Origin of the sequence: Myxococcus sp. MxC21-1 (assembly GCF_032612255.1) — a bacterium.
Taxonomy (GTDB): Bacteria; Myxococcota; Myxococcia; order Myxococcales; family Myxococcaceae; genus Myxococcus; species Myxococcus virescens.
On sequence record NZ_CP123278.1, the window covers coordinates 1,754,078 to 1,775,751 of the forward strand.

The following is a 21,674-nucleotide window of genomic DNA, read 5'->3' on the forward strand; positions in this document are numbered from 1 at the left end:
CCCCGTTTCACGCCGGGGCCCGTGGTCACGGGCCCTCCGCGCTCAGGGGGACATGGGGATTGCGGTCCGCTGCGTGTCGAGCGCCTGACGGCTGCGCACGGGGGGGCGCGGAATGGGAAGGCTCCCCGCCGGCAACGTGGGGCTGAAGCCATTCACCAGGAAGGAGATGATGAGCTGCGCGTTGGGTGGGCGGGTGCCGAGCGCCGCGCCGCAGACGTCCAGTTGGTCCAGCACCCGGGGGCCCTCGGTGCGCTGGTAGCGGTTGCACGTGGCACCCACCTGCGGGTCCAGGTGTCGCGCCATCTCGCGCATGTTGCGGCCCCAGCGCATGGTGAGCTTCTCTGGCGTGAGCTGGATGTCGACGGGCTCCTCACCCCACGTCCCCTCGATGACGGTGCGCCGTCCACCGGCCTTCAGCTTCAGCTCGAGCGCGCGCTGTCCCAGCGTGCCCGTCACCGCGATGCCGTGCTCGTAGACCTCCTCGCCGAGGATGCTCACCCAGACGCCGTCCTTGCGCCGGGTGTACGGCTTGTCCGCGGCGATGCGGCCGTGGTTGAACCAGACGTCACCCACGCGGCCCAGGGGCAGTTGGTCGTTTCTCGCCACCGGCGCGGGTGCGTCCTCCAGTCCTGAAGGACCGGCGGCGGCCACCACCGGCCGCGAGGCCAGCAGGTCCGTCACCGGCACGGACGTGTCGACGACCTCGAAGCGCACGCCGTCCAGCCATGCCTGTCCCGTGCCGCTCATGATGAGGCCGGCCATGATGGTGGTGGCTTCCTTCGGGACGTCCAGCACCACGTCGTAGCGCTTGCAGCCCGCGGTGCCCACCAGGGCGCGCGACTGCATGTTGTCGAAGGCCAGGGGCTGCTTCGGGTCGGGCCCTTCCACGCGCATCCACAGGCCTGCCCAGCCCTCCACGTCCTTGATGCGGAGCGCGCCGGAGAAGCGCAGCCGCTTGCCCCGGAAGTCATGCGCGCCGAAGGCCTGCATGAAGGTGCCGTAGCCATTCTCATCCGGCGACAGCGAGCGCAGATAGGCGCTGCGGTTGCCTTCGCACGTGGCGCTGCTGTCCACGCCGGCCTCGTAGCGCTTGGGGGCGCTCTCCGTCACATACCAGCCCACTGGCAGCTTCTGGGCGCCTTCCGACGGCTGCGCACTGGCCCCGGTGGAGGCCAGCGCGAGCAGCAGGGCGGCGAGTTTCTTCCGGAAGTCCATGACGGGAATCCTCACAGCGACACGGGGCGGCGCGCGCTCAGCGCACCCTCGGGGAGGCCAGTGCGGGCCTCATAGCGCGGGACTTCACCCGTGCCCCAGGGATATTGGACGAGCAGCCCACGCTCCTCGGCCGCCTGGGTGCAGGACGCCTGTGTGGCCAGGTCCGGGCACGCCACGACGATGGAGTGAGGCTCGGCGACCTCCAGCTCCAATTCCACCGAGGGCGGCTCGACATGAAGGGCCAGCGTCCTGGGCGCGTCGGGCGGTTGCCGTCCACCGGGCAACACGACGAAGGCCCAGGCCGCTGCCGCGGCCAGTGCGGCACCGGCCGGCCGGCCGTGAGACGCCGAGTCTCCCAGCGGGCCGGGCGGAGGACGTGGACGGCGGGCGCATAGGTGTTGGCGACTTCGTGGAGTTGCTCCGACAGCAGGGCTTCTTCCTGGAGCAGGCGGGCGCACGGATCACATTCCAGCGTGTGCGCCTCGAGGCTCGCGGCCTTCTCTGGTGCCAGCGCCCCCAGGATGTACTGCTCCGCGGAGTCGCGGGTGAGGTGGGGCTTAAGCATGGGTTTCCTCCTCAAGCGCGGTGCGCAGCTTCTTGCGGACCTCGCACAGGATTTGCCGCACGCGCTGGACCGACAGGCCAACGCGTGAGGCGATTGCGGCATGAGGGAGCTCCTGACCGTCACAGGCCAGGAGGAAGACGTTTCGTGCGCTGGGAGACACCTGCGCCAGCGCGGCATGGGCGCGGGAGAGTTGCTCCTCGGTCAGCAGGCGCCGCTCCGCGGACACGGACGGGTCCACCGGGTGGTGACGCTCCGGCAATTCATCCACCGCTCCGGCAATGGACTCGCGACGGGCCCGTCGTGCGTCGTCCGCGGCCAGGAAGGCCGCCTGGGTGAGGGCGAGGTTGGGCAGGCGAAGCTCCGTCAGCAGCCCGCGCTGCTGTTGCTGGATGAGCCGCGCCCAGGTCTCCTGGGCCAGCTCTTGCGCCCGGTCCACCCGGACGCCACGTGCGAGCAGCGATACCACGACCCGCCGGTGATGGCGTGCGACCAGCGCGTCCCAGGCCGCCCTCTCACCCGCCAGGGCGCGCCGCGCGAGGAGGGCTTCGTCCTCCCCGGGCGCCGTCGCCTCGGCTGGCTCGTCGGCTTCCTTTGACAATCGCAGCGTCGTCATCCGCAGGCCCTGCACGGCTGCACTCATGCCGTCTTCCCGTCGCTCAGAGGCGTCCGGGGAGCACGCCTGCTCCCCGGTGTCCCCTGAACGTGTGTCCGGCGCGGACATATCGATGGGGGCAGGGAAGATGTGGGGCGGGGTGGGCAAGGGTCAGTTGACGGCGGGACTGTCTCCCGACGCCCAGCGGAGGTTGGAGAGCTTCACCACGCCCTGGCAGCGGCCGCACACACGGCCTTCACCGTCGTACACCCGGGCGGTGGCGAAGAGGAGGGACACCGTCTGGCTGTCGATTTCGGACTCCACGCGCAGACTGTCGCCGGTGACGGCGCGCTCGAAGCTCATGGACAACTGCACGGTGGCGCAGCGCCGGCCCGGGTCCACCAGGGCGCCGGTGCAGCCCACGGCGTAGTCGAAGAGGGCGGCGAGGATGCCTCCGTTGACGGCGCTGGCGCTGCCGGCGCCGCCCCGGTGTTCGGGCCGAAGTTCGGGGATGGTGACGACCACCTTCCGGCCCTCCGGAAAGCTGAGTTGCGCGCCGAAGAGGCGCAGGGTGAGGCTCTGGGAGAACTGCTCGGCGTAACGGTCCAGGTCAGCCTGGGAAGGCCTCGAAGGGGCGCCGGACGTGGAGTCGGACATGGAGTCGCACCATTATATAAGCGCACCGCATGCCTTGGGGGCCGAGCGGCCGGGCGGGACTGCGGAAGGGCGCCCATTGGTGAGGGAAAGACGTTAGAAGCATGGGTTCCCTCCCGAATGTCTCCCGCGAACCCACACGAATCCGCCCTCCTCGAAGACCTCAATGCGCCACAGCGCGAGGCCGTGTTGCATGGTGACGGCCCCCTGCTCGTCCTGTCAGGGGCGGGCAGCGGCAAGACGCGCGTCATCACCCGGCGCGTGGCGTATCTGGTGAAGGTCCACAACGTCTACCCGTGGCGCATCCTGGCCGTCACCTTCACCAACAAGGCGGCGCGGGAGATGCGCGAGCGCCTGGTGCAGTTGCTGGGGGCCCAGGCGAACGAGCTGGTGGTGAGCACCTTCCACTCGGCGGCGGCGCAGATTCTCCGCCGAGAGGCGGAGCACGTGGGGCTCACCCGCTCCTTCGTCATCTACGACGACTCGGACCAGCTCAACGTGGTGAAGCGCGCCATGCGCGAGGCGGGCATCGAGTCCATGCAGCCGCGCGAAATCCTCCACCGCATCGACCAGGAGAAGAACGCGGCCCGGCTCCCGGAGCACATGCAGGTCGCGCCTGGTGACGAGCGGGGCCAACTGGTGCGCAAGGTGTACGCGGCCTACCAGGAGCGGCTGCGCGCGGCCAACGCGGTGGACTTCGGAGACCTGCTGCTCCTGCTGGTGACGCTGTTCCGCACCCGGCCGGACGTGCTGGAGAACTACCGGCGCCGCTTCCACCACGTGCTGGTGGATGAGTTCCAGGACACCAACCCGGTGCAGTACGCGCTGCTGAAGCAGCTGGCGCCGCCCCCTTCCGCCAACCTGGTGGTGGTGGGCGACGACGACCAGTCCATCTACCGGTGGCGTGGCGCGGACGTGGACAACATCCTCGGCTTTCCGCGGCAGTACCCCGGCGCGAAGGTGGTCAAGCTGGAGCAGAACTACCGCTCCGACCAGAACATCCTGGATGCGGCGCACGAGGTCATCCGGAAGAACACGCGGCGCATGGAGAAGAAGCTCTGGTCCGAGCGCCAGCGGGGCCAGACGCTCAACCTGATGCTCAACCGCGATGAGCGGGCCGAGGGGCAGGAGGTGGCGCGGCAGATTCTGGCGCTACAGCGGGAGGGCTTCATCAAGCTCTCCAGCATGGCGGTGTTCTACCGGGCCAATGCGCAGAGCCGCGTGCTGGAAGAGGCGCTGCGCCTGGCGCGCGTCCCGTACACCCTGGTGAGCGGACGCAGCTTCTATGACCGGGCGGAAGTGCGGGATGCCTCCGCGTATCTGCGGCTGATGGTGAACCCGCGCTCGGACGCGGACCTGCTGCGCATCATCAACATCCCGGCGCGTGGCATTGGCGACACCACGGTGGAGCGGGTGACGGACTTCGCCAACGCGCGCGGCGTGAGCCTCTACGAGGCCTTGTCCCAGCCGGAGCAGATTCCCGCGCTCAATGGTGCCGCGGTGAAGCGGCTCAAGGGTTTCCGCAACCTGCTGGAGTCCCTGACGGCCTTCGCCCAGACGAACGAGGAAGCAGCGGGCGCGGTGGACCAGATGCTGCGCGAGACGAAGCTGGTGGAGACGCTTCAGGCCGAGGGCAGCGACGAGTCTCAGACGCGCGCGGAGAACCTCCGCGAGTTCCTGGGCGCGGCGCAGGAGTTCGACCTGAACCGGGCGGCCGCGGCGGTGGCGGCCGCGGCGAATCCCCCAGCGACGTTCCTCCCGAAGTGGACGCGGCTCCGCTGACGGCGGACGTGCCGGCGCTGCAGGCCTTCCTGGAGCAGATTTCGCTGGTGGGCGAGGCGGACGCGGAGGTGGGCGAGGGCCGGGTGGCGCTGATGACGCTGCACGCGGCCAAGGGCCTGGAGTTTGACGCCGTCTTCCTTACCGGCATGGAGGAGAACGTCTTCCCGCACTCGCGCGCGGTGAAGTCCGAGTCCACGTTCCTGAACGAGGTCGCCTCGGCGGAGGGGGAGCCCTCGGAGGAGATGGCCGAGGAGCGGCGCCTCTGCTACGTGGGTTTCACGCGCGCGCGAAAGCGGCTCTTCGTGAGTCTGGCGCAGTGTCGCTCGCTGTTCGGTGAGCTGCGCTACAACGCGCCCAGCCGCTTCCTGCGGGATGTGCCGCCGGCGCTGTTCGGCATCAGCGAGCAGGAAGTCCCCGAAGCGCCTCGGCCCATGGCGCCCTCGATGCCGCGCAAGCGGACCTGGGATGAGGACGACGGGCCGCGCATCGACCGCTCGTACTCGCAGGCGTCGGACATGGACGGCGTGGGCGGGGACGTGCGCGGCATGCGCGTGCGCCACGAGCAGTTCGGCGTGGGCCGCGTGGTGTCCGCGGACGGCAACGGCCCCAACGCGAAGGTGACGGTGGAGTTCGGCGGAGGCGTGGGCCTCAAGCGCATCATCGCCCGTTTCCTGATGCCGGGCTGAGAAGGGGGGCACCCGAGTGGACAAGCCGGTTTGGAGACGTGTGGGAGCGACAAAAGAAAGCCCGCGCGCCTGACAGGGCGAATGCGCTGGTGGCAGAGTCCGGCGTGTGAGACTCGCATCGCTGACCTGGTGCCTCCTGCTGGTGTGGTGTGGCTTCGGCTGTTCGCGAAGCTTCTCCTCGCAGGACCTCGGCGTGCAGTACGAGCCGCCCTCGGGCATGGACCTGCGCTCCGTGGAGGCCGGGCCCCCGGCGCTGGCCCGCTTTGACGGGGGATTGGAGCTGCGCTCGGTGCGCGGCGCGGCGCCCGCCCTGGATGCAGGCCCTGAGGCCGTACTGGCTGCGGCGGGGTTGAAGGCGCCCGGAAAGTTGCTTCAGGACACGGAGGGTACGCTTCCGGCGGGGCCCGTGGCGCGCTACGAATTCTCACAGACGGGCGGCGCGCGCACGCTGGTGTACTTCGTGCCCAGGAAGGACGGCTTCGTCCTGGTTACCTTCTCCGCGCCCGAGCGTGACTACGGCACGCTGTCCGCCCGCGTGGAGCGCTCACTGTCGACACTGCGGGCGTGGTGAAGCCCGCGGCGGCGTCCTGAGTGGAGGCTCAAGGGTCGGTCTTGCGCAGCCGCCACGACAGCACGCGGCCATCCAGTCCCAGGACGATGACCTGGTCGCCGAGTACCACGGGGCGGGTGCGCAACGGCGTGTCCGCGCGGACCGAGAAGGCCTGCGCCCAGGTCCTCGTGTTCAACGCGATGAGCCGTCCCTGACGCCCGCTAGTGGGCACCAGCAGCAGGTCCTCTCTCACCGGCGTCACCTCCGAGACGAGCGGGTCGGGCAGCGTGACGCGCGCCACCTCCTTTCCGTCCGAAGGGGACAGGCCGACGAGCGCGGAGACCTTCCCAGCCGTGCCGACCCACACCGTTCCCAGCGCCAGCGAGGGGGGACTGCTCAGGGCCTCCGCGGGGGCCTGCTCCCACAGGGACGTGCCGTCCCCGAGCCGCAGCGCCAGGACGTGGCCCTGGCGGGTGCTCACATAGAGCGTGTCCCGCCACAAAGACATCCCCAGTACGTCCCGGAGGTCCCGCTGCCAGCGCTTCGCCCCATCCTGGGTGGCCAGGGCCATCAGCCCCGCGTCACCCAGCGCCACCACCAGCAGGCCGTCCTGGAGGACCGGCACGGGAAATCCACGGGGCGCGGCCGTCGGCTCGGGCTTTCCGGGTGGAGGGCGCTCCCAGTCCGTCTTCCCCGTGTCCGTGAAGAGGGAGCGGACGGACCCATCCGGCGCGACCAGGAAGACGAATTTCCCCTCCGCATCCGCCACGGGTGCGGTAAGGACAGGGGGCTCTCCGGTGAGGCGCCATTGCACCGCGCCATCCGCGAGGCTCAGCCGGACCAGGTCTCCGCCCACCGTCCCGGCGATGACGCTGTCTCCCAGCAGGGCCGGGCGTGTGGCCACCTCTCTGTCCAGGGCGGCCCGCCAGGAGACCTGGCCGGTCCGCTCCAGGCGGACGACGGTGCCCGCCTCATTGGCGGTGAGGACGCCATCCGGCAGGGCCACCAGCCCCGCTCGAGACGACGCGTCCGTGGAATGGCGGAAGTCGCTCGTCGCGGGCTCCCGGCACCCCATGGCGGCCACCAATGTCAGCGCCAGGGCGGGCAGCAAGGGCGTGCATGGACAGGCGCGAGACGACATGGTTTGGAGGATGACGCAAGGAAGGAACTTGGACCATGCCTACCATTCGTGATGACGAGATTCCCAGCGCCACCGGCATTCCTTCGTCCGCCCGTCGGACGGACTTCGTGCCGCCGCCCACCCTGGCGGTGACGGAAGAGCTGCTGCGCGCACTGCCCAAGACGGACCTCCACTGCCACCTGGACGGGTCCATGCGCCTGAAGACCATCCTGGAGCTGGCCGAGCAGCAGAAAATCAAGCTGCTCGCCGACACCGAGGATGGGCTGGCCAAGGCCATCCACATGGGCGAGGTGTGTGAGAGCCTGGAGGAGTACCTCGTCGCCTTCGACGTGACGCTCTCCGTGCTCCAGACGGCCGAGTCCCTCTACCGCGCCGCGTACGAGCTGGCCGTGGACGCCGCCGCGGAGAACGTGCGCTGGCTGGAGGTCCGCTATTCGCCCGCGCTGCACCTGCAGAAGGGCCTGAAGATGACCACGGTCATCGACTCCGTGCTGGAGGGCCTGCGCGCCGCGAAGCGGGAGACGGGCATCAAGTGCGGCGTCATCGTCTGCGGCATCCGCCACATCAACCCGCAGACGTCCATGCGGCTGGCGGAGCTGGCGGTGGCCTACAAGAACCGCGGCGTCATCGGCTTCGACCTGGCCGGCGCGGAGGCGAGCTTCCCGGCGAAGGACCACCGGGACGCCTTCCAGCTCATCCTCAAGAACAACGTCAACTGCACCGCGCACGCGGGCGAGGCTTACGGCCCCGAGTCCATCTCCCAGGCCATCCACAACCTGGGCGCGCACCGCATCGGCCACGGCACGCGGCTGCGCGAGGACGGGGACCTGCTCAACTACGTCAACGACCACCGCATCCCGCTGGAGGTGTGCCCCACCTCCAACGTGCAGACGGGCGCCGTGACGAGCCTGTCGGCGCACCCGTTGAAGTTCTACTTCGACTACGGCCTGCGGGTGACCATCAACACGGACAACCGCCTCATCACCGACACCACGGTGACCAAGGAGCTGTGGACGGCGCACTCCGCGCTGGGCCTGTCGCTGGAGGACCTGACCACCATCCTCGTCTCCGGCTTCAAGAGCGCCTTCCTCCCGTTCCGGGAAAAGCAGGACATGCTGCGGGCGGTGAACGAGGAGATCGCCCAGACGCTGGCGGCCTTCGACCAGAAGCGGCACCTGGTGAAGCAGCCCGCTTGATGACGTGACGTCCGGCGTCCCGGCCCCGTGCGAGGTGCAGTCGACTCGCACGGGCCGGCGCAGGCCGCGAGGAGGTGGCACGTGGACCTGGAACTGGGTGGCAAGGTGGTGCTGGTGACAGGTGGCTCGGAGGGGCTGGGAGCCGCGGTGGCCCGGCGGCTCGTCCGGGAGGGCGCGAAGGTGGCGCTCTGTGCCCGCGGGGCGGAGCGGCTGGAGTCCACCGCCGCGGCCCTGCGCGCCGAGGGTGGGGACGTGCTCACCGTCCAGGCTGACGTGTCGCGTGCGTGGGAAGTGGAGCACTTCGTGGATGCCGCTCACGCGCGCTTCGGGCGCATCGACGGGCTGGTGAACAACGCGGGCACCGCGGCGGGCCGGCCCTTCGCCTCGGTGAGTGACGCGGAGTGGGAGGCCGACCTCCAGCTCAAGGTCTTCGCGGCGATTCGTGCCTCGCGGCAGGCGCTGCCCTTCCTGAAGGAGTCGGGGAGCGGCGCCATCGTCAACGTGCTGGCCATCGCGGCGAAGACGCCGGGCGCAAACTCCACGCCGTCGTCGGTGTCTCGCGCGGCGGGGCTCGCCTTGACGAAGGCGCTGTCCAAGGAGTTGGGCCCCCACGCCATCCGGGTGAACGCGGTGCTGGTGGGCATCATCGAAAGTGGCCAGTGGGCGCGCCGTGCCAAGGAGGTGGGCAAGCCCGTGGAGTCCTTCCAGCAGGAGATGGCGCGTCACGCTGGGGTTCCGCTGGGCCGGGTGGGGAAGGCGGAGGAGTTCGCGGACACCGTGGCCTTCCTGCTGTCGCCCCGTGGTGGCTACATCAGCGGCGCGGCCATCAACGTGGATGGCGGCCTGTCCGCGGCCGTCTGATTTCCCTTCGTCAGGAACGGGCCGGGGGCCCGTGTGTGGATGATGAAGACGGCTTCGCGCCGTCTGGCGACCGCGGCTGCTGACCCCAGGTCCCTCATCTCTCCGTCACGTCCCCCTGGGCGTGCCCGTCTTCGGGCCCCAGGGCATTCCTGAGTTGGGTCATGCAGCCGAAACTGAACCGGCTTCTCCGGGCGCTCGCCCGCGAGGGGCTCGAGGTCGCCTATGACGGCCGCCTCTATTCCGTCCGCCTCCTGGGTGACGCTCACGCGCCGCCCGCCGAAGTCCTCCTTCCGCCGGACCTGCCCGTGGAGGGCAAGGCCTTCCAACAACTCGCCCAGCTCGCGGCCCTGAGACACCCCGGTGGTGGCGAGGTGCTGCGGGTACGTGCCACGCCCGACTTCCACCCGGGAGACTCCGGGGTGGCCATTGGCTCGGTGCTCCACACGCGCGGGTTGGTGGTGCCCGGCGCCATTGGCACCGACATCAACTGCGGCATGCGGCTGCACGTCGCGGACATCTCCGTGGAGGACTTCCTGGCAAAGCGGTCGCTCTTCGTCGAGCGGATGAAGGGCCACTACTTCTTCGGTACGCGGGACGTCACCATGGCCTCGCGGGCCTCCGAGGCGCTGCTGCGCGACGGCGTGCAGGGCTGGCTCCTGGAGACGCTGGAGCAGCCGCTGGGGTGCGCGGGCCGGGCCGACCTGGCGCAGCTCGACGCGGAGGTGTCGCGCATCCACCTGGGCGGCGGGCTGAAGGGCCATCCGCGCTGGGCGCCCGAGTCCTTCACGCGCGAAGGGCTGGTGCGCGACGCGGGCCTGGCCACCATTGGCGGCGGCAACCACTTCGTGGAGGTGCAGCGCGTGGAGGCCGTGGAGGACCGGGCGCGGGCGTGGGACTGGGGCGTGCGCGAGGGACAGCTCGCGTTCATGATTCACTCTGGCAGCCGGGACGTGGGCAAGCACGTGGGCGTGGCCTGGCAGGACCGTGCGCGCCAGGCGTGGCCCGCGGGAACGCCGCTTCCGACCAGCGGCATTCTCCCCTGGGGGATGCGCGGCTCGTCACCGAGTATCTGGAGGCGGAGGCGACGGCGGCCAACTACGCCTTCCTCAACCGCCTGCTGCTGGCGGAGCTGCTGCGCCAGACGCTCCGGGAGCTCTTCGGGGACGTGGAGGCGCCGCTCGTCTACGACGTGCCCCACAACCTGACGCTGCCCTACGAGGGCGGCTGGCTGGCGCGCAAGGGCGCATGCCCGGCGGGGGCGGAGCAACCCGTCATCATCCCCGGCTCCATGGGGGCCACGTCCTTCCTCATGGTGGGGTGTGGGGATGCGCGGGCGCTGGAGTCCGCGTCGCACGGCGCGGGCCGCGCGCGCTCCCGCTTCTCCCTGTCGCGGGGCGGCGCGGACCAGAGCGAGGCTGCCCTGGGGCTGACCGGTGTCGACTGCATCACCCTTCGCGCGGAGCGCCGCGTCGAGGAGGCGCCCGCGGCATACAAGCCCATCCGCCCGGTGGTGGATGCCCAGGTGGAGGCCGGCATCGTCCGGGAGGTCGCCCGGCTCTCCCCCCTGCTCACCTTCAAGGCCTGAGCAGGGAGGGAAGGGGGCACGTCATTTCACTTGGCGTGCTCCCCCGTCTGCGAGTGGAATGGCCGCGCGGCGGGCCCACTGCCCGCACGGCATCTCACGCGGCATCGAGGGGAACTGGGGACCATGGAGAACACCTACGGAACGATGAACTCTCCCGGCGGAGCGGGCGCGAAGGAGGCCGTGTCGCTGCCGGCCATCCTGCTGATGGTCCTGTCCGCCATCACCGTGCTGCTGGGGCTCATCAACGTGCTCCAGGCCTTCGGTGGGGCGGACCCCGCCGTCGAGGAGGCGCTCAACAACCCCGACCTGCCCGAGGGGGCCCGGCAACTGCTCGCGGGCATGACGACCACGGGCGGCAAGCTGATGCTCGCGCTGCCCACGCTGGTGCTCAACGGCCTCGTCTTCTTCGGCGCGCTGAAGATGAAGAACCTGCAGAACTACGGGCTGGCGATGACCGCCGCCATCATCTCCGTCATCCCCTGCTGCGGCCCCTGCGCCTGTCTGGGCATTCCCGTGGGCATCTGGGCCCTGGTGGTGCTGAACAAGCCCGAGGTGAAGGCGGCCTTCACCTAGCCGCGGCGCCAGGCCGGCCATCGCCCCAGGGCCGTGGCCGGCCGCTGCTTCTGCATCCGCACGCACGCCAACTGGACGTCGACCGTGAGTGGGCGCCGGGAGGAGTGGACGGAGGCATAGCCGTGCCGCTGATAGAAGTGTTCGGCGTTCAGGCTGGCATCCAGCCCCAGCAGTGGCGCGCTGCCCCGCCAGACGGCGGACTCCAGGGCCGACAGCAGGGCGGGGCCCACGCCATGGCCCGCCTCGTCTGGCACCACGTAGAGCGCTTCCAACTCACCTAGCGCCGCGTCCACCGGCCGAAGCCCACCGCGCGCCGGCCGCGTTCCGCCACCAGCACCGTGCGCGGACGCTCCGGCCGCAGGTAGCCCTCCGGTTTCAAGAGCCGCACCCAGGTGCTCACCTCGTGCTGCGCGTACGCGCGAGGGCACAGGGCTTCCACGGCCAGGGTGTGGATGCGCCACAGCGTGCGGCGGTCGGACTCCTTCGCGGGCCTCAGGAGGAGTCCTTCCGCGCCCATGGCCGCCTCAGGTCACCTTCATGCCCTTGGGAATCACGACGACGCCCCCGGGCGTGACGTGGAAGCGCCTCCGGTCCTCCACCGGATCGAACCCGATGGTCATCCCCGGCGGAATCTCCACGTTCTTGTCGATGATGGCCCGGCGGATGCGGCAGCGCCGGCCGATGGTGACGTTCTCGAACAGGAGGGAGTCCTCCACCTCCGAGTACGAGTTGACGCGCACCTTCGGCGACAGCACCGAGCGCCGCACGCTGCCGCCGGAGATGATGCAGCCCTCCGCCACCAGCGTGTCCATGGCGTGGCCCACGCGGTGGTTCTGCTCGTCCGCGAAGACGAACTTCGCCGGCGGGTAGTTGTTGGGCTGGGTGTGGATGGGCCAGCGGTCGTTGTAGAGGTTGAACGTCGGGTCCACCTCCACCAGGTCCATGTTGGACTGGTAGTAGACGTCGATGTTCCCCACGTCCCGCCAGTAGCCGCGCTCCTTGGCCTCCTGGCCGGGGACCTCGTTCTGGGCGAAGTCGTACACGTACACCGGCGCGCGCTTGTACAGCTCGCTGATGATGGACTTGCCGAAGTCGTGCGCGCTCGCCTCGTTCGCCGCGTCCCGCACCACCTCCTGCACCAGCACGTCGGTGGAGAAGAGGTAGTTGCCCATGGAGGCCAGGCACATCTTCGGGTTGCCCGGCATGGGCGGCGGGTCCTTGGGCTTCTCCAGGAACTGCCGCATCCGCCCGTCCGGCCCCACGTCGATGATGCCGAACTCGCGGCCCTGCTCGATGGGGACGGGAATCGCGGCCACCGTGCACGCCGCCTTCTTCGCGCAGTGGAAGTCCAGCATCTGGCGCGTGTCCATCCGGTACACGTGGTCCGCGCCGAAGACGAAGATGTAGTCCGGCTCCTCGTCGGTGATGATGTTGAGGTTCTGGTAGATGGCGTCCGCGCTGCCCTTGTACCAGTCCAGCCCCGTCCGCATCTGCGCGGGGACGGCTTCCACGTAGTGGCCCAGGAACGCCGTCATCCGCCACGCGCGGGACAGGTGGTTGTTGAGCGAGTCGCTCTTGTACTGCGTCAAGACCTTCATCCGGTACACACCGGAGTTGGCGAAGTTCGAGAGAACGAAATCGATGATGCGGTAGCGGCCGCCAAAGGGGACAGCGGGCTTCGCGCGCTCGCGCGTCAGGGGCTCCAGGCGCGTGCCAGCGCCTCCAGCCAGAATCATCGCCAGGACTTTGGACATAGGTGTTCCGGACGTTAGTCGTCCCTGGAGGGCCGGCAAGGGCACGTGTGCCCGCCTGCCAGCCATCGTTGAATGCCGAACCGCCTGTTCAGGTGTCCTGACCGGCGCTGGACGTCCCGACGCCTCGGGTTTCCGGGCCTCGTCCAGTGGCCACCCCCGGCTGGCATGTGGGAGAAGCGCCGCAAAGGGCCGAAGAACCGGCCCCCGCTGCGTTGCATGGCGTCTGCCGAGGCTATCGTGCTAGCCTCGTTTCCGATGGCCGGCGACGAAACCCGCGTCACCAAGATCTCAACGCTCAACGTGCATGCCCACCGCAGCACGGAGTGTTGTCTCGTGCAGATTCATGGCCCGGAGCTCGGCAAGAAGTACCTCATCGAGGATGCCGAACTCACCATCGGGCGGGATCAGCACAACCACATCGTCGTGGACCTGGACAACGTGTCCCGCCGCCACGCCCGGATTCTGGGGCGTGGGGGGAAGATGCTCGTTGAAGACCTGGGCTCCACCAACGGTACCTTCCTCAATGACCAGGAAGTGCTTCAGGCCTCTCCGCTGCGCAGCGGAGACCTGGTCAAGGTCGGAGGCTCCATCTTCAAGTTCCTCGATGGCGACAACATCGAGACCCAGTACCACGAGACCATCTACACGCTGACCATCGCGGACGGCCTCACGGGCATCAACAACAAGAGGTACTTCCTGGAGTACCTCGAGAAGGAGATGGGCCGGTCGACCCGCTATCAGCGCACCCTCACGCTGATGATGTTCGACATCGACCACTTCAAGCAGATCAACGACGTCCACGGCCACCTCGCCGGGGACTACGTGCTGCGGGAGTTGGCCCAGTCCATCAAGCGCCTGGTGCGCCGCGAGCAGTGCTTCGCCCGCTACGGCGGCGAGGAGTTCGCCGTCGTCCTCCCGGAGGACGGCCCGGACAAGGCGCGCCTGTTCGCGGAGAAGATTCGCCGGCTCATCGAGGGCAAGTCCTTCGTCTACGACGACAAGGAAATCCCCGTCACCATCTCCATTGGCGTGGCCGAGCAGACGTCGGACATGCTGGAGCCCACGCACTTCATCAAGGTGGCGGACGCCAACCTGTACAAGGCGAAGAAGTCGGGCCGCAACCGCGTGGTGGGCTAGGCCGTGGCCGCCAGCGCAAGCGAAGCGGGTCCGTCCTTCCTCGCGCGGTTGGTGCTCGTGCTCGTGGGCTGCGCCTTCCTCGGCGCGGCCTGGGTGTGGAGCCACCGCGCGGAGCCCTGGGCCGCGCGACTGGTGGACAACGCCCTGCGCACGGTGGGTGTGTCGCAGCGCTAAGGGCGAAGTGAAGCGCCTGGGCGCGGTGCCGCCGGGAGGCGTCGCCCGGACGGCTCCGGTCGTGGCACGACGCCGGGCTGCGGTGCACTCCCATCGGCGAGAGCAGGGGCGGGAGTCCGGTGCCCGGAAGCTCCCGCCGCGAGCTTTGCTCAGGTGTTCTCGCGCAGCTCCGCCAGCCGGCCCTTGGTGCCCGGCAGGCTCTGAGGCGGCATCTTCCCGTAGATGTGCTGCACCGTCTCGGAGAGCGTCTCCTGGATGTCGCGCGCGCGGAAGCCAAGCTCGGCCTCCGCCTTGGATGCGTCCAGCCAGAACCAGTGCTCGCCGATGTCGATCTCCTGCGGGTCCAGCGTCGGCGTGGTGCCGCGCACCTTGGCCCAGCGCTCCAGCAGCTTCCCGCCGAGCACGTTGACCTTGGAGGGGAGCTTCAGCTTCGGCGCGGGCACGCCGGACAGGCGCTCCAGCCGCTGGAAGAAGTCCTTCATGGACAGGTTCACCCCCATGAGGTGACGGCCGTACACCTCGCCCCGGGTGAGCGCCTGGACGAAGGCGTCCGCCGCGTCGCGCGCGTCCACGAAGGAGATGCCGCCGCCCGGCATGGCCGGAATCTCGCGGTTGAGGAACTTCACCACCGTCCACGTGGAGGACAGCCGGTCATCCCCGGGCCCCATCAGCAGGCTGGGGTTGAGCACCACCAGGGGAATCTCGTGCTTGCGGCAGTACGCGAGCGCCAGCTTCTCCTCGTAGATTTTCGACAGGTAGTAGGGCCACTGGCCCACCACCGTAATCGGGTAGTCGGCGCGCTCGTCGAGGACCTGCGCCTCCTTCGACACCGCGATGGTGCCGGAGGTGGAGGCCAGCACCACGCGCTTCACGCCGGCCTCGCGCACGTCCCGCAGCAGCTCGCGCGTGCTGTCCACGTGCAGCTCGAACATCTTCCGCGCGTCCTTCGGCTGGAAGGAGACGAGCCCCGCCAGGTGGTAGACGGCGTCCACGCCCTCCAGCGCGCGGCGCACCGCGTCCCGGTCCTTCAAGTCACCGGGGACGTACTCCGTGCCCGCGTAGGGGGCGCCCGAAGGCCGCGAGCGGCCGATGAGCCGCACCTCGTGGCCCGCCGCCACCAGCCTGGGCACCAGGTGCGTGCCCAGAAAGCCCGTGCCTCCCGTCACCAGCAGCTTCACGAGTCCTTCCCTTCCGTGGACGTGGACGCGCGGGGACTGGCCCCGGCCGGAGGCAGGTCCACGCGCTCCAGGTTCAGCACCCGGCCGTCGCGCAGCGCCCGCATCGAGTCCTCGGCGATGCGCGTGACGTAGCGGTAGCCCTCCGAGCGCGCCATGCCCTGCACCCGCGTGCGCAGGTCCGCGTGGCCCAGCACCGGACCGATGTTCACCCGCAGGGGCGTCTTCGTCTTGGGCAGCACGCTGCCCTTGGGCAGCGCGTCGAAGGCGCCGCCGATGTACAGCGGCAGCACGTCCATGTTGAAGGTGAGCGCCAGGTAGCCCAGCGTGGACTTGAACTCCATCAGCTCACCGGTGGTGGAGCGCGTGCCCTCCGGGAAGATGAGGACGTTGAAGCCCTGGCGCAGCGCCTCGCCCGCCATCCGCAGCGACTCGCGCAGCGAGCCCTGCCGTTCAATGGGGACCAGGTTGGTGAAGTTCTCGAACCAGGCGCGCTTGAGCGGCGTGTTGAAGAAGTAGTCACGCGCCGCCAGGGACACCAGCCGCTCGCCCTGGTCACCCAGCGCCACGCGGACCAGGCCCGCGTCCAGGTGGCTGGAGTGGTTGGCGATGACCAGGAAGTTGCGGTTCTGCGGGATGAAGGACTTGCCCGTCACCTTCACGTCGAACACGCCGCCGTAGAGCACCTTCTGCCCGAAGGACAAGAGCTGGCGGCCCACGTCCGCCACCACGTCGGGCACCGGAATCTCCACCTCTTCCGCGCGCTCGTTCTCCTTGGAGATTTCCTTCGCGCGCGTCTCCACCGCGGGGCGCTTGCCGGAGGACGCCACCACCTTGCGCAGGTCCTCCACCGTCTGCACCTGCGTCAGGTCGTCCACCGCGGGCAGCGGCACGCCGGCGGCCTCCAGCGCGGAGGACAGCTCGGTGAGCATCAGCGAGTCGAAGCCGAGGTCCCCGCTGAGCAGCGCGTCCGGACGCACGTCGGACAGCGGCCGGTGGCTGACGTCCGCGATGAGCGGGAAGAGCCAGTCCGCGATGCCGCCCGTGGCGGGGTTGGCCGCCTTCTCGCGCGCCTTGCTGGCGCTGGCCGCCATGCGCTCCTGGCGCTTGAGCTCCTCCACCACCTGCTTGCGCTTCACGCTGCGCTTGGCGGTGCGCGGCAGCTCGCCGTCCCACAGGCGCAGCACCTTCACGCGCCGGTAGAAGGGCATGCCCGCGCTCACCTTGCGGAAGTGCTCCTCCAGCTCGCGGCGCACTTCCTCGCGTGGGCGGTCCGCGTAGTCGGGCACGCACAGGCACGCCACCTTCTCACCGCCCGCGTCGTCGGGCAGGCCGACGATGGACAGCTCCTTGATGTGCGTGTGGTCCTGGTACAGCTCCTCCAGCTCGTCCGGGTAGATGTTCTTCCCGTTGTGGTCGATGATGACGTCCTTCGCGCGGCCCACCAGGTACAGGTGGCCCTCCGCGTCCAGACGCCCCAGGTCGCCCGTGTGGAGCCAGCCGTCCTTGAGCACCGCCTCGGTGGCCTCGCGGTCGCCGAAGTAGCCGGGCATGACGTTGGGGCCCTTGGCCAGCACTTCACCCAACCCGTCATTGTCCGGATTGAGGATGCGCAGCTCGATGCCGGGCAACGCCCGGCCCACCGTGCCGGGCTGGCGCTTGTTGCCGGGCTTCGTCACCGCCAGCACCGGCGCGGCCTCCGTCAGGCCGTAGCCCTCCGTGATGTTGAAGCCCAGCTCGTGGAAGGCCTTGTGCACGTCGTCCGGCAGCGCCGAGCCGCCCGACACGATGACCTTGATACGCCCGCCGAACTTGCGGTGCACCGGCCAGAACAGCAGCTTGCCCAGGTTGATGTTGTTGCGGTTGCGCAGCTCGCCGTGGGTGGCCATCAGCGCCTTGAGCGCCTGTTCGATGAACGGCGGGCGGCTGGCGAACTCCTGCGTAATCTTGCGGTGCAGGAGCTGCCACAGCGCCGGCACGCCCACCATGGCGGTGATGCGGCCCGTCTCGAACACCTCGCCCAGCCGGTCCGACGTCAGCTCGTCGATGTAGGTGATTTCCGCCCCGCGCCAGAAGGGGGTGAGGAAACCGGCGGCGAACTCGAAGGTGTGGTGCAGCGGCAGGACGGACAGCACGCCGTCGCCCACGCCGATGTCGAAGGTCCCCGCCAGCTTCGCCACCAGCGCGGCGAAGTTCCGGTGGGTCAGCATGACGCCCTTGGGCGTGCCCGTGGTGCCGGAGGTGAAGATGATGCTGGCCAGGTCATCCGCCGCGGCGGACCTGCGCACCGGTCCGATGCGGTCCGGGTGCGCCGGGTCGCCCGTCATCGCCTCCGCGAGGCTGGCCACGGTGACGCCGTCACCCAGCGCGGCGAAGAGGCCGGGGAAGTCCCGGGCCGCGTCCTCGGAGACCAGGCACGCGCGCGCGTCCGCCCGGCGGGCGATGTTGACGAGCTCCGCCTCGCTCAAGCCTGGGTCCACCGGAACGACGGTGGCGCCCGCGCGCAGGATGCCGAAGTAGCTGATGCCCCACTCCGGCCGGTTCTCCGACACCAGCAGCACGCGGTCGCCGTGCTTGATGCCCGCGGCCAGCAGGAAGCTGCCTACGCGCGCGGCATAGCGGTGCACCTCGCCGTAGGTGAAGCGCTCCTCCTTCTCGCCCGCCACCATGCGGAAGGCCACGCGGTGCCGGTACGCGTGCACCGTGGCTTCCATCAGCTCCAGCAGGTCGCGGTGCGCGGGGATGACGGTGCGCTTCTCGCGCTCCTCCTCCATGCCTGGGAACACCCACTTCTCCAGGCCAGGGAGGTGTGTCCCCAGGAAGTAGTCGCGCCAGTCGATGTGCTCCGGGTCCCAGGGCACCTTCAACCGGTCCGCGTGCGCCATGCGCGCATACACGGAGCGGGTGTTGTCGCAGCGGAAGACGTAGCGGTTCTCGTAGAGGAAGGGGAGGAACAGCTCCGTCAGGGCGATGATGCCCTGGGCGTTGTCGTCCACCTCGTCCAGCGACTCCTTCGCCTTGTCCAGCATGGCCTGGACGGCCGGAGCGCCCCACGCGGGACGCACCTCGTCGATGGCCTTCTTCAGGAAGCGCGCGCCGCGCGACAGCATGGGCGCGCTGAACAGCTCGAACTCCTTCTTGCTGACCGGCTGCGGCTCGACGCGCGAGCGCAGCTTGTTCAACAGCGCGTTGCCGGACTCGCGGTTGCGGTAGTAGCGCCGCCGGTACAGGCCCACCAGCTCCACGGAGCGGCCGGCGTAGAAGGGATTCTCATCGCCGGAGGCGAGCTGGTAGATGCGCCGCTCCTCCACGTCCATGGCATGCGCGGTGATGCCGATGGTGGCGCCCGCCACCTGGTCCACCGGGATGATGTCCAGGATGGTGTTCTCGCCCGCGGGGATGCCGCCGGGGCCCTTGATGCCCGCGAAGGCCAGGGGCGCGGAGGTGGTGAAGCCCTCGTTCCAGCCGGGGAAGGGGAAGTGCCGCGCGCTCTCCACGATGGAGGGCCGGACGATGGAGTAGCGCAGGCCCGGCGTGGCCGCGAGCACCTGCTCGCCCAGGGACTTGGTGTACGTGTACGTGTTGGGCCAGCCCCAGTGGGCGGCGCGCTCCATGCCGGCGCGCACCAGCTCGCCGCTGAGCCACAGCTTGCGCTCACGGCCCACCGCCAGCCGCAGCGTCTTCTCGTCGTTGGGGTCGCGGCCTTCTTCCTCCAGCCGCTCCAACGCCTTCTTGCGGAAGGTGGACGTGAGGGCCCGGTCCTCGGCCTGCTCGCGCAGCCGCGCGACGATGCGCGCCGCGTCCTGCAACTCCTGCTCCAGGCTGAAGTCGCGGCCGTCCATCTCCTCCCGCTTGGGGAAGTAGCCGCGAATCTCCTCGTCCTCGAAGACGAGCCCGCTGCGGTTGCCGGCCACGAAGGCCGTGGACATGTGAATCAGCGGGACGGACCAGCGCACCGCCAGCGCCGCGGCGAACTTCAGGCCGTGGGTGTTGACGTTGAGGCCCACCTCCAGCGACGGGTTGAAGGACACCAGACCGGCGCAGTTGATGAACGCGTGCACCTTGCCGGTGAGCGCCTCCACCTGGGGCTCTTCCAGGCCCATCCACGGGTCGGTGATGTCGCCGTCCAGCACCTCCACCTTCTGGCGGATGAAGGCCAGCGCGCCTTCATCCCCCAGGCTGTCTCGCAGCGGCTGGAAGGGCTCGCTGGTGGCGACCTTGTCGAAGAAGCGGCGCTCGGCGGACGCGGCGCTGCCCTTGCGGACCAGCACGTACACCTTGTCCAGGTCCTGCCCGTAGCGGGTCAGCAGCATGGACAGCGTCACCTTGCCCACGAAGCCGGTGGCGCCCGCGAAGAGCAGGCGCTTGCCGGTGAAGGTCTGGGTGACGTTCAGCTCGGGAAGGGCGGCCATGGGCGTCCTCACTTCACATCCACCATCACCGTGGGCGCGATGCGCAGCAGGCTGATGGTGGCCGAACGGCCCATGAACCCGCGGGCCTCTTCAATGGCCTCGGTGAGCGTGTCGGTGCGGTCCCAGCCCATCAGGGCGGGGACGTGGTTGTTCTCCGCGCCCGCGACAATGACCTTGCCCACGTGCTGGCGGCCATTCTCGCCCCAGTACCACATGTAGAAGGGGTGCACGCCGTGGTAGGCGTTGCCCTTGCGGTACAGGTGCACGTAGCTGGGGTTCTCCGCGAACTCGCGCTCGTACTTGTGCTCCAGCTTCATGGAGTCGCGCGTCTCCGGCAGCAGCCTGTGGAAGAACTCGATGTAGCTGGGGTGGTGCTCCGGGTCGAACTCGTCGTAGGCCGGGTGCAGGAGGATGAGCACGCCGCCCTTCTTCACCAGCGGCACGCCGCGGTTCAGGTTGTAGAAGTAGCCCAGCCCCATCACCTGCACCAGCAGCGGGTTGAGGATGGAGTTGACGCTGTACGGGGAGATGAACGGGATGGGGAAGATGACGATGTCGCTCTGCCCCTCCACCGGCACCACGTACTGCTTGTAGCTCGTCTCCAGCGTCTTCGCGTGCGTGGGCTCCGTGGCGCCGGCGTAGACGCCCGTGACGTCATAGGGCGCGGGGACGGAGTTGAGCACCTTGCGCGCCGCCGCGCGCGGCAGCTTGGACAGCGCGAAGCGCATGGCCTGGAACTTCAGCCGGTCCGCCTCCGTGTAGTCCTCTTCCTTCTTCGCCAGGAAGTCGGTGGGGCCGCCGAACATGCGGTTGTTCAGCGCCGTCTCGATGTGGAAGACCTTCAGGTGCTTGTCGATGTTGCGCCCGATGCGCTCGTTGCTCTTGTAGAGCGCGCTCGTCTTCGGCTCCATGTAGCTGTCGGAGGCGCGGATGGTCTTCGGGTTGTGGTGGTGCCGCAGCGACGCGTAGTTGGACACGCCGGTGCCCATGGACTTGTGCCCGCCGTTCATGGGCACGAAGTTCACGTTCACGTAGACGATGAGGTCGCTCTCCGCCACGCGGCGGTTCACCGACACCTCTTCACCGTGGGACGTGCGCTCCAGCGCGACCATCCCGTCCGGGTCCTCGGCGTCGTGGTTGTAGTAGCGGTCCGGGTAGTAGGCGTCGAAGATCTTCTCGCCCACCATGCGCTTCATCTCGCCTTCCGTCATCCGGCGGTGCAGGGCGTTGGCGATGATGAGGTGCACGTCGTCCACGCCGCTGTCGGCGGCCAGCTCCAGGACGATTTCCAGGATGGTCTGCCGCACGTCCGGCGTGACCATGGGCGGCAGCGGCACGCTGATGTCGTCGATGACGCACGTCAGGCGCATGCCCGGCTTGAGGAGCGCGTGCAGCGGCTCCATGCCCTCCGGGTTGTTGATGGCGTAGCGGATGGCGGCCTTGACGTTGGGCACGCCGGCCAGGGGCGGGCGCGGGAAGATGACGCGCGTGCCGACCGGAAGGTCTTCCTGCAGGAAGTTCTCACCGTGGAACAGCACGCGCGGGGGGCTGCCCTTCTCGGTGATGACGACCTGGCTTTCCTCGTCGTACAGCTTCTGGAGCGTCTTGAACGGGCGCATGGC

At 69.2% G+C, this 21,674-nt stretch carries 18 protein-coding genes and 2 pseudogenes; 9 read left to right on the forward strand and 11 right to left on the reverse strand.

The genetic code is table 11. The features are described 5' to 3' along the window. Window positions 1–42: 42 nt before the first annotated feature. The 4 genes from QEG98_RS08340 to QEG98_RS08360 form a co-directional block, all read right to left on the reverse strand. A complete protein-coding gene (locus QEG98_RS08340; RefSeq protein ID WP_316566327.1) occupies window positions 43–1,215 on the reverse strand; it encodes an AraC family transcriptional regulator in 1,173 nt (390 codons plus the stop codon). Window positions 1,216–1,226: 11 nt separating this feature from the next. Further along, window positions 1,227–1,502, reverse strand: a complete 276-nt coding sequence (locus QEG98_RS08345) for a hypothetical protein (RefSeq protein WP_316568086.1) — start codon at window positions 1,500–1,502, stop codon at window positions 1,227–1,229. Between the two features lie 270 nt (window positions 1,503–1,772). After that, window positions 1,773–2,540 carry an RNA polymerase sigma factor gene (locus QEG98_RS08355; protein WP_316566328.1) on the reverse strand — a complete coding sequence of 256 codons (768 nt, stop codon included), beginning with the start codon at window positions 2,538–2,540 and terminating at the stop codon, window positions 1,773–1,775. Window positions 2,541–2,543: 3 nt separating this feature from the next. Next, on the reverse strand, window positions 2,544–3,029 hold the full coding sequence (locus QEG98_RS08360) for a PaaI family thioesterase (RefSeq protein WP_090484353.1): 486 nt from the start codon (window positions 3,027–3,029) through the stop codon (window positions 2,544–2,546). A gap of 117 nt (window positions 3,030–3,146) precedes the next feature. Between QEG98_RS08360 and QEG98_RS08365 the strand changes: the two are divergent. Then, window positions 3,147–5,494, forward strand: a pseudogene (locus tag QEG98_RS08365) (ATP-dependent helicase). Window positions 5,495–5,600: 106 nt separating this feature from the next. Continuing rightward, window positions 5,601–6,065, forward strand: coding sequence for a hypothetical protein (locus tag QEG98_RS08370; RefSeq protein WP_316566329.1), 465 nt, complete (start codon window positions 5,601–5,603; stop codon window positions 6,063–6,065). Window positions 6,066–6,093: 28 nt separating this feature from the next. Here QEG98_RS08370 and QEG98_RS08375 read toward each other — a convergent pair whose 3' ends face one another. Continuing rightward, on the reverse strand, window positions 6,094–7,185 hold the full coding sequence (locus tag QEG98_RS08375; protein ID WP_316566330.1) for a PQQ-binding-like beta-propeller repeat protein: 1,092 nt from the start codon (window positions 7,183–7,185) through the stop codon (window positions 6,094–6,096). A gap of 35 nt (window positions 7,186–7,220) precedes the next feature. Between QEG98_RS08375 and add the strand changes: the two genes are divergently transcribed. From add to QEG98_RS08400, 5 genes and pseudogenes are all read left to right on the forward strand, one after another. Continuing rightward, window positions 7,221–8,381, forward strand: coding sequence for an adenosine deaminase (add, locus tag QEG98_RS08380; RefSeq protein ID WP_090484346.1), 1,161 nt, complete (start codon window positions 7,221–7,223; stop codon window positions 8,379–8,381). An 81-nt stretch (window positions 8,382–8,462) separates the two neighbouring features. Beyond that, window positions 8,463–9,242, forward strand: coding sequence for an SDR family oxidoreductase (locus QEG98_RS08385; RefSeq protein WP_316566331.1), 780 nt, complete (start codon window positions 8,463–8,465; stop codon window positions 9,240–9,242). 161 nt (window positions 9,243–9,403) lie between these two features. After that, window positions 9,404–10,186, forward strand: a pseudogene (locus tag QEG98_RS08390) (RtcB family protein); the annotation flags it as partial. A gap of 53 nt (window positions 10,187–10,239) precedes the next feature. Continuing rightward, window positions 10,240–10,827 carry an RtcB family protein gene (locus QEG98_RS08395; protein WP_410477983.1) on the forward strand — a complete coding sequence of 196 codons (588 nt, stop codon included), beginning with the start codon at window positions 10,240–10,242 and terminating at the stop codon, window positions 10,825–10,827. Window positions 10,828–10,857: 30 nt separating this feature from the next. Continuing rightward, window positions 10,858–11,400: a hypothetical protein gene (locus QEG98_RS08400; RefSeq protein WP_316566333.1), complete on the forward strand. Its 543-nt coding sequence runs from the start codon at window positions 10,858–10,860 to the stop codon at window positions 11,398–11,400. Here the strand turns inward: QEG98_RS08400 and QEG98_RS08405 are convergent. From QEG98_RS08405 to glgC, 3 genes are read right to left on the reverse strand one after another with little or no spacing between them, the layout of a single operon-like run. Next, on the reverse strand, window positions 11,397–11,693 hold the full coding sequence (locus QEG98_RS08405; protein WP_316566334.1) for a GNAT family N-acetyltransferase: 297 nt from the start codon (window positions 11,691–11,693) through the stop codon (window positions 11,397–11,399). The two genes, QEG98_RS08400 and QEG98_RS08405, sit on opposite strands and share 4 nt — an antisense overlap. After that, window positions 11,678–11,917: a hypothetical protein gene (locus QEG98_RS08410; RefSeq protein ID WP_316566335.1), complete on the reverse strand. Its 240-nt coding sequence runs from the start codon at window positions 11,915–11,917 to the stop codon at window positions 11,678–11,680. The genes QEG98_RS08405 and QEG98_RS08410 overlap by 16 nt, the downstream gene beginning before the upstream one ends. A 7-nt stretch (window positions 11,918–11,924) precedes the next feature. Beyond that, window positions 11,925–13,154, reverse strand: coding sequence for a glucose-1-phosphate adenylyltransferase (glgC, locus tag QEG98_RS08415; protein ID WP_090484336.1), 1,230 nt, complete (start codon window positions 13,152–13,154; stop codon window positions 11,925–11,927). A gap of 255 nt (window positions 13,155–13,409) precedes the next feature. Here glgC and QEG98_RS08420 point away from each other — a divergent pair, with 255 nt between their 5' ends. Continuing rightward, on the forward strand, window positions 13,410–14,291 hold the full coding sequence (locus tag QEG98_RS08420) for a GGDEF domain-containing protein (protein WP_026113815.1): 882 nt from the start codon (window positions 13,410–13,412) through the stop codon (window positions 14,289–14,291). Between the two features lie 3 nt (window positions 14,292–14,294). After that, window positions 14,295–14,465, forward strand: coding sequence for a hypothetical protein (locus QEG98_RS08425; protein ID WP_167371002.1), 171 nt, complete (start codon window positions 14,295–14,297; stop codon window positions 14,463–14,465). A gap of 149 nt (window positions 14,466–14,614) precedes the next feature. Here QEG98_RS08425 and QEG98_RS08430 read toward each other — a convergent pair whose 3' ends face one another. Genes QEG98_RS08430 through QEG98_RS08440 form a run of 3 tightly spaced genes read right to left on the reverse strand, consistent with a single transcriptional unit; the run spans window position 14,615 to window position 21,671 of the window. Next, window positions 14,615–15,643, reverse strand: a complete 1,029-nt coding sequence (locus tag QEG98_RS08430; protein ID WP_090484334.1) for an NAD-dependent epimerase/dehydratase family protein — start codon at window positions 15,641–15,643, stop codon at window positions 14,615–14,617. Continuing rightward, window positions 15,640–20,052: an AMP-binding protein gene (locus tag QEG98_RS08435; protein ID WP_316566336.1), complete on the reverse strand. Its 4,413-nt coding sequence runs from the start codon at window positions 20,050–20,052 to the stop codon at window positions 15,640–15,642. Before QEG98_RS08435 ends, QEG98_RS08430 begins: the two co-directional genes overlap by 4 nt. Window positions 20,053–20,060: 8 nt before the next feature. Continuing rightward, complete coding sequence (locus QEG98_RS08440) at window positions 20,061–21,671, reverse strand: lactate racemase domain-containing protein (protein WP_011551640.1); 1,611 nt, start codon at window positions 21,669–21,671, stop codon at window positions 20,061–20,063. Between the last annotated feature and the right edge of the window lie 3 nt (window positions 21,672–21,674).

Coding starts and splice junctions, on each gene's coding strand:
- add (WP_090484346.1), top strand. CDS start 7,221: ATGCCTACCATTCGTGATGACGAGATTCCCAGCGCCACCGGCATTCCT.
- QEG98_RS08420 (WP_026113815.1), top strand. CDS start 13,410: ATGGCCGGCGACGAAACCCGCGTCACCAAGATCTCAACGCTCAACGTG.
- QEG98_RS08375 (WP_316566330.1), bottom strand. CDS start 7,185: ATGTCGTCTCGCGCCTGTCCATGCACGCCCTTGCTGCCCGCCCTGGCG.
- glgC (WP_090484336.1), bottom strand. CDS start 13,154: ATGTCCAAAGTCCTGGCGATGATTCTGGCTGGAGGCGCTGGCACGCGC.
- QEG98_RS08410 (WP_316566335.1), bottom strand. CDS start 11,917: ATGGGCGCGGAAGGACTCCTCCTGAGGCCCGCGAAGGAGTCCGACCGC.
- QEG98_RS08435 (WP_316566336.1), bottom strand. CDS start 20,052: ATGGCCGCCCTTCCCGAGCTGAACGTCACCCAGACCTTCACCGGCAAG.
- QEG98_RS08340 (WP_316566327.1), bottom strand. CDS start 1,215: ATGGACTTCCGGAAGAAACTCGCCGCCCTGCTGCTCGCGCTGGCCTCC.
- QEG98_RS08360 (WP_090484353.1), bottom strand. CDS start 3,029: ATGTCCGACTCCACGTCCGGCGCCCCTTCGAGGCCTTCCCAGGCTGAC.
- QEG98_RS08440 (WP_011551640.1), bottom strand. CDS start 21,671: ATGCGCCCGTTCAAGACGCTCCAGAAGCTGTACGACGAGGAAAGCCAG.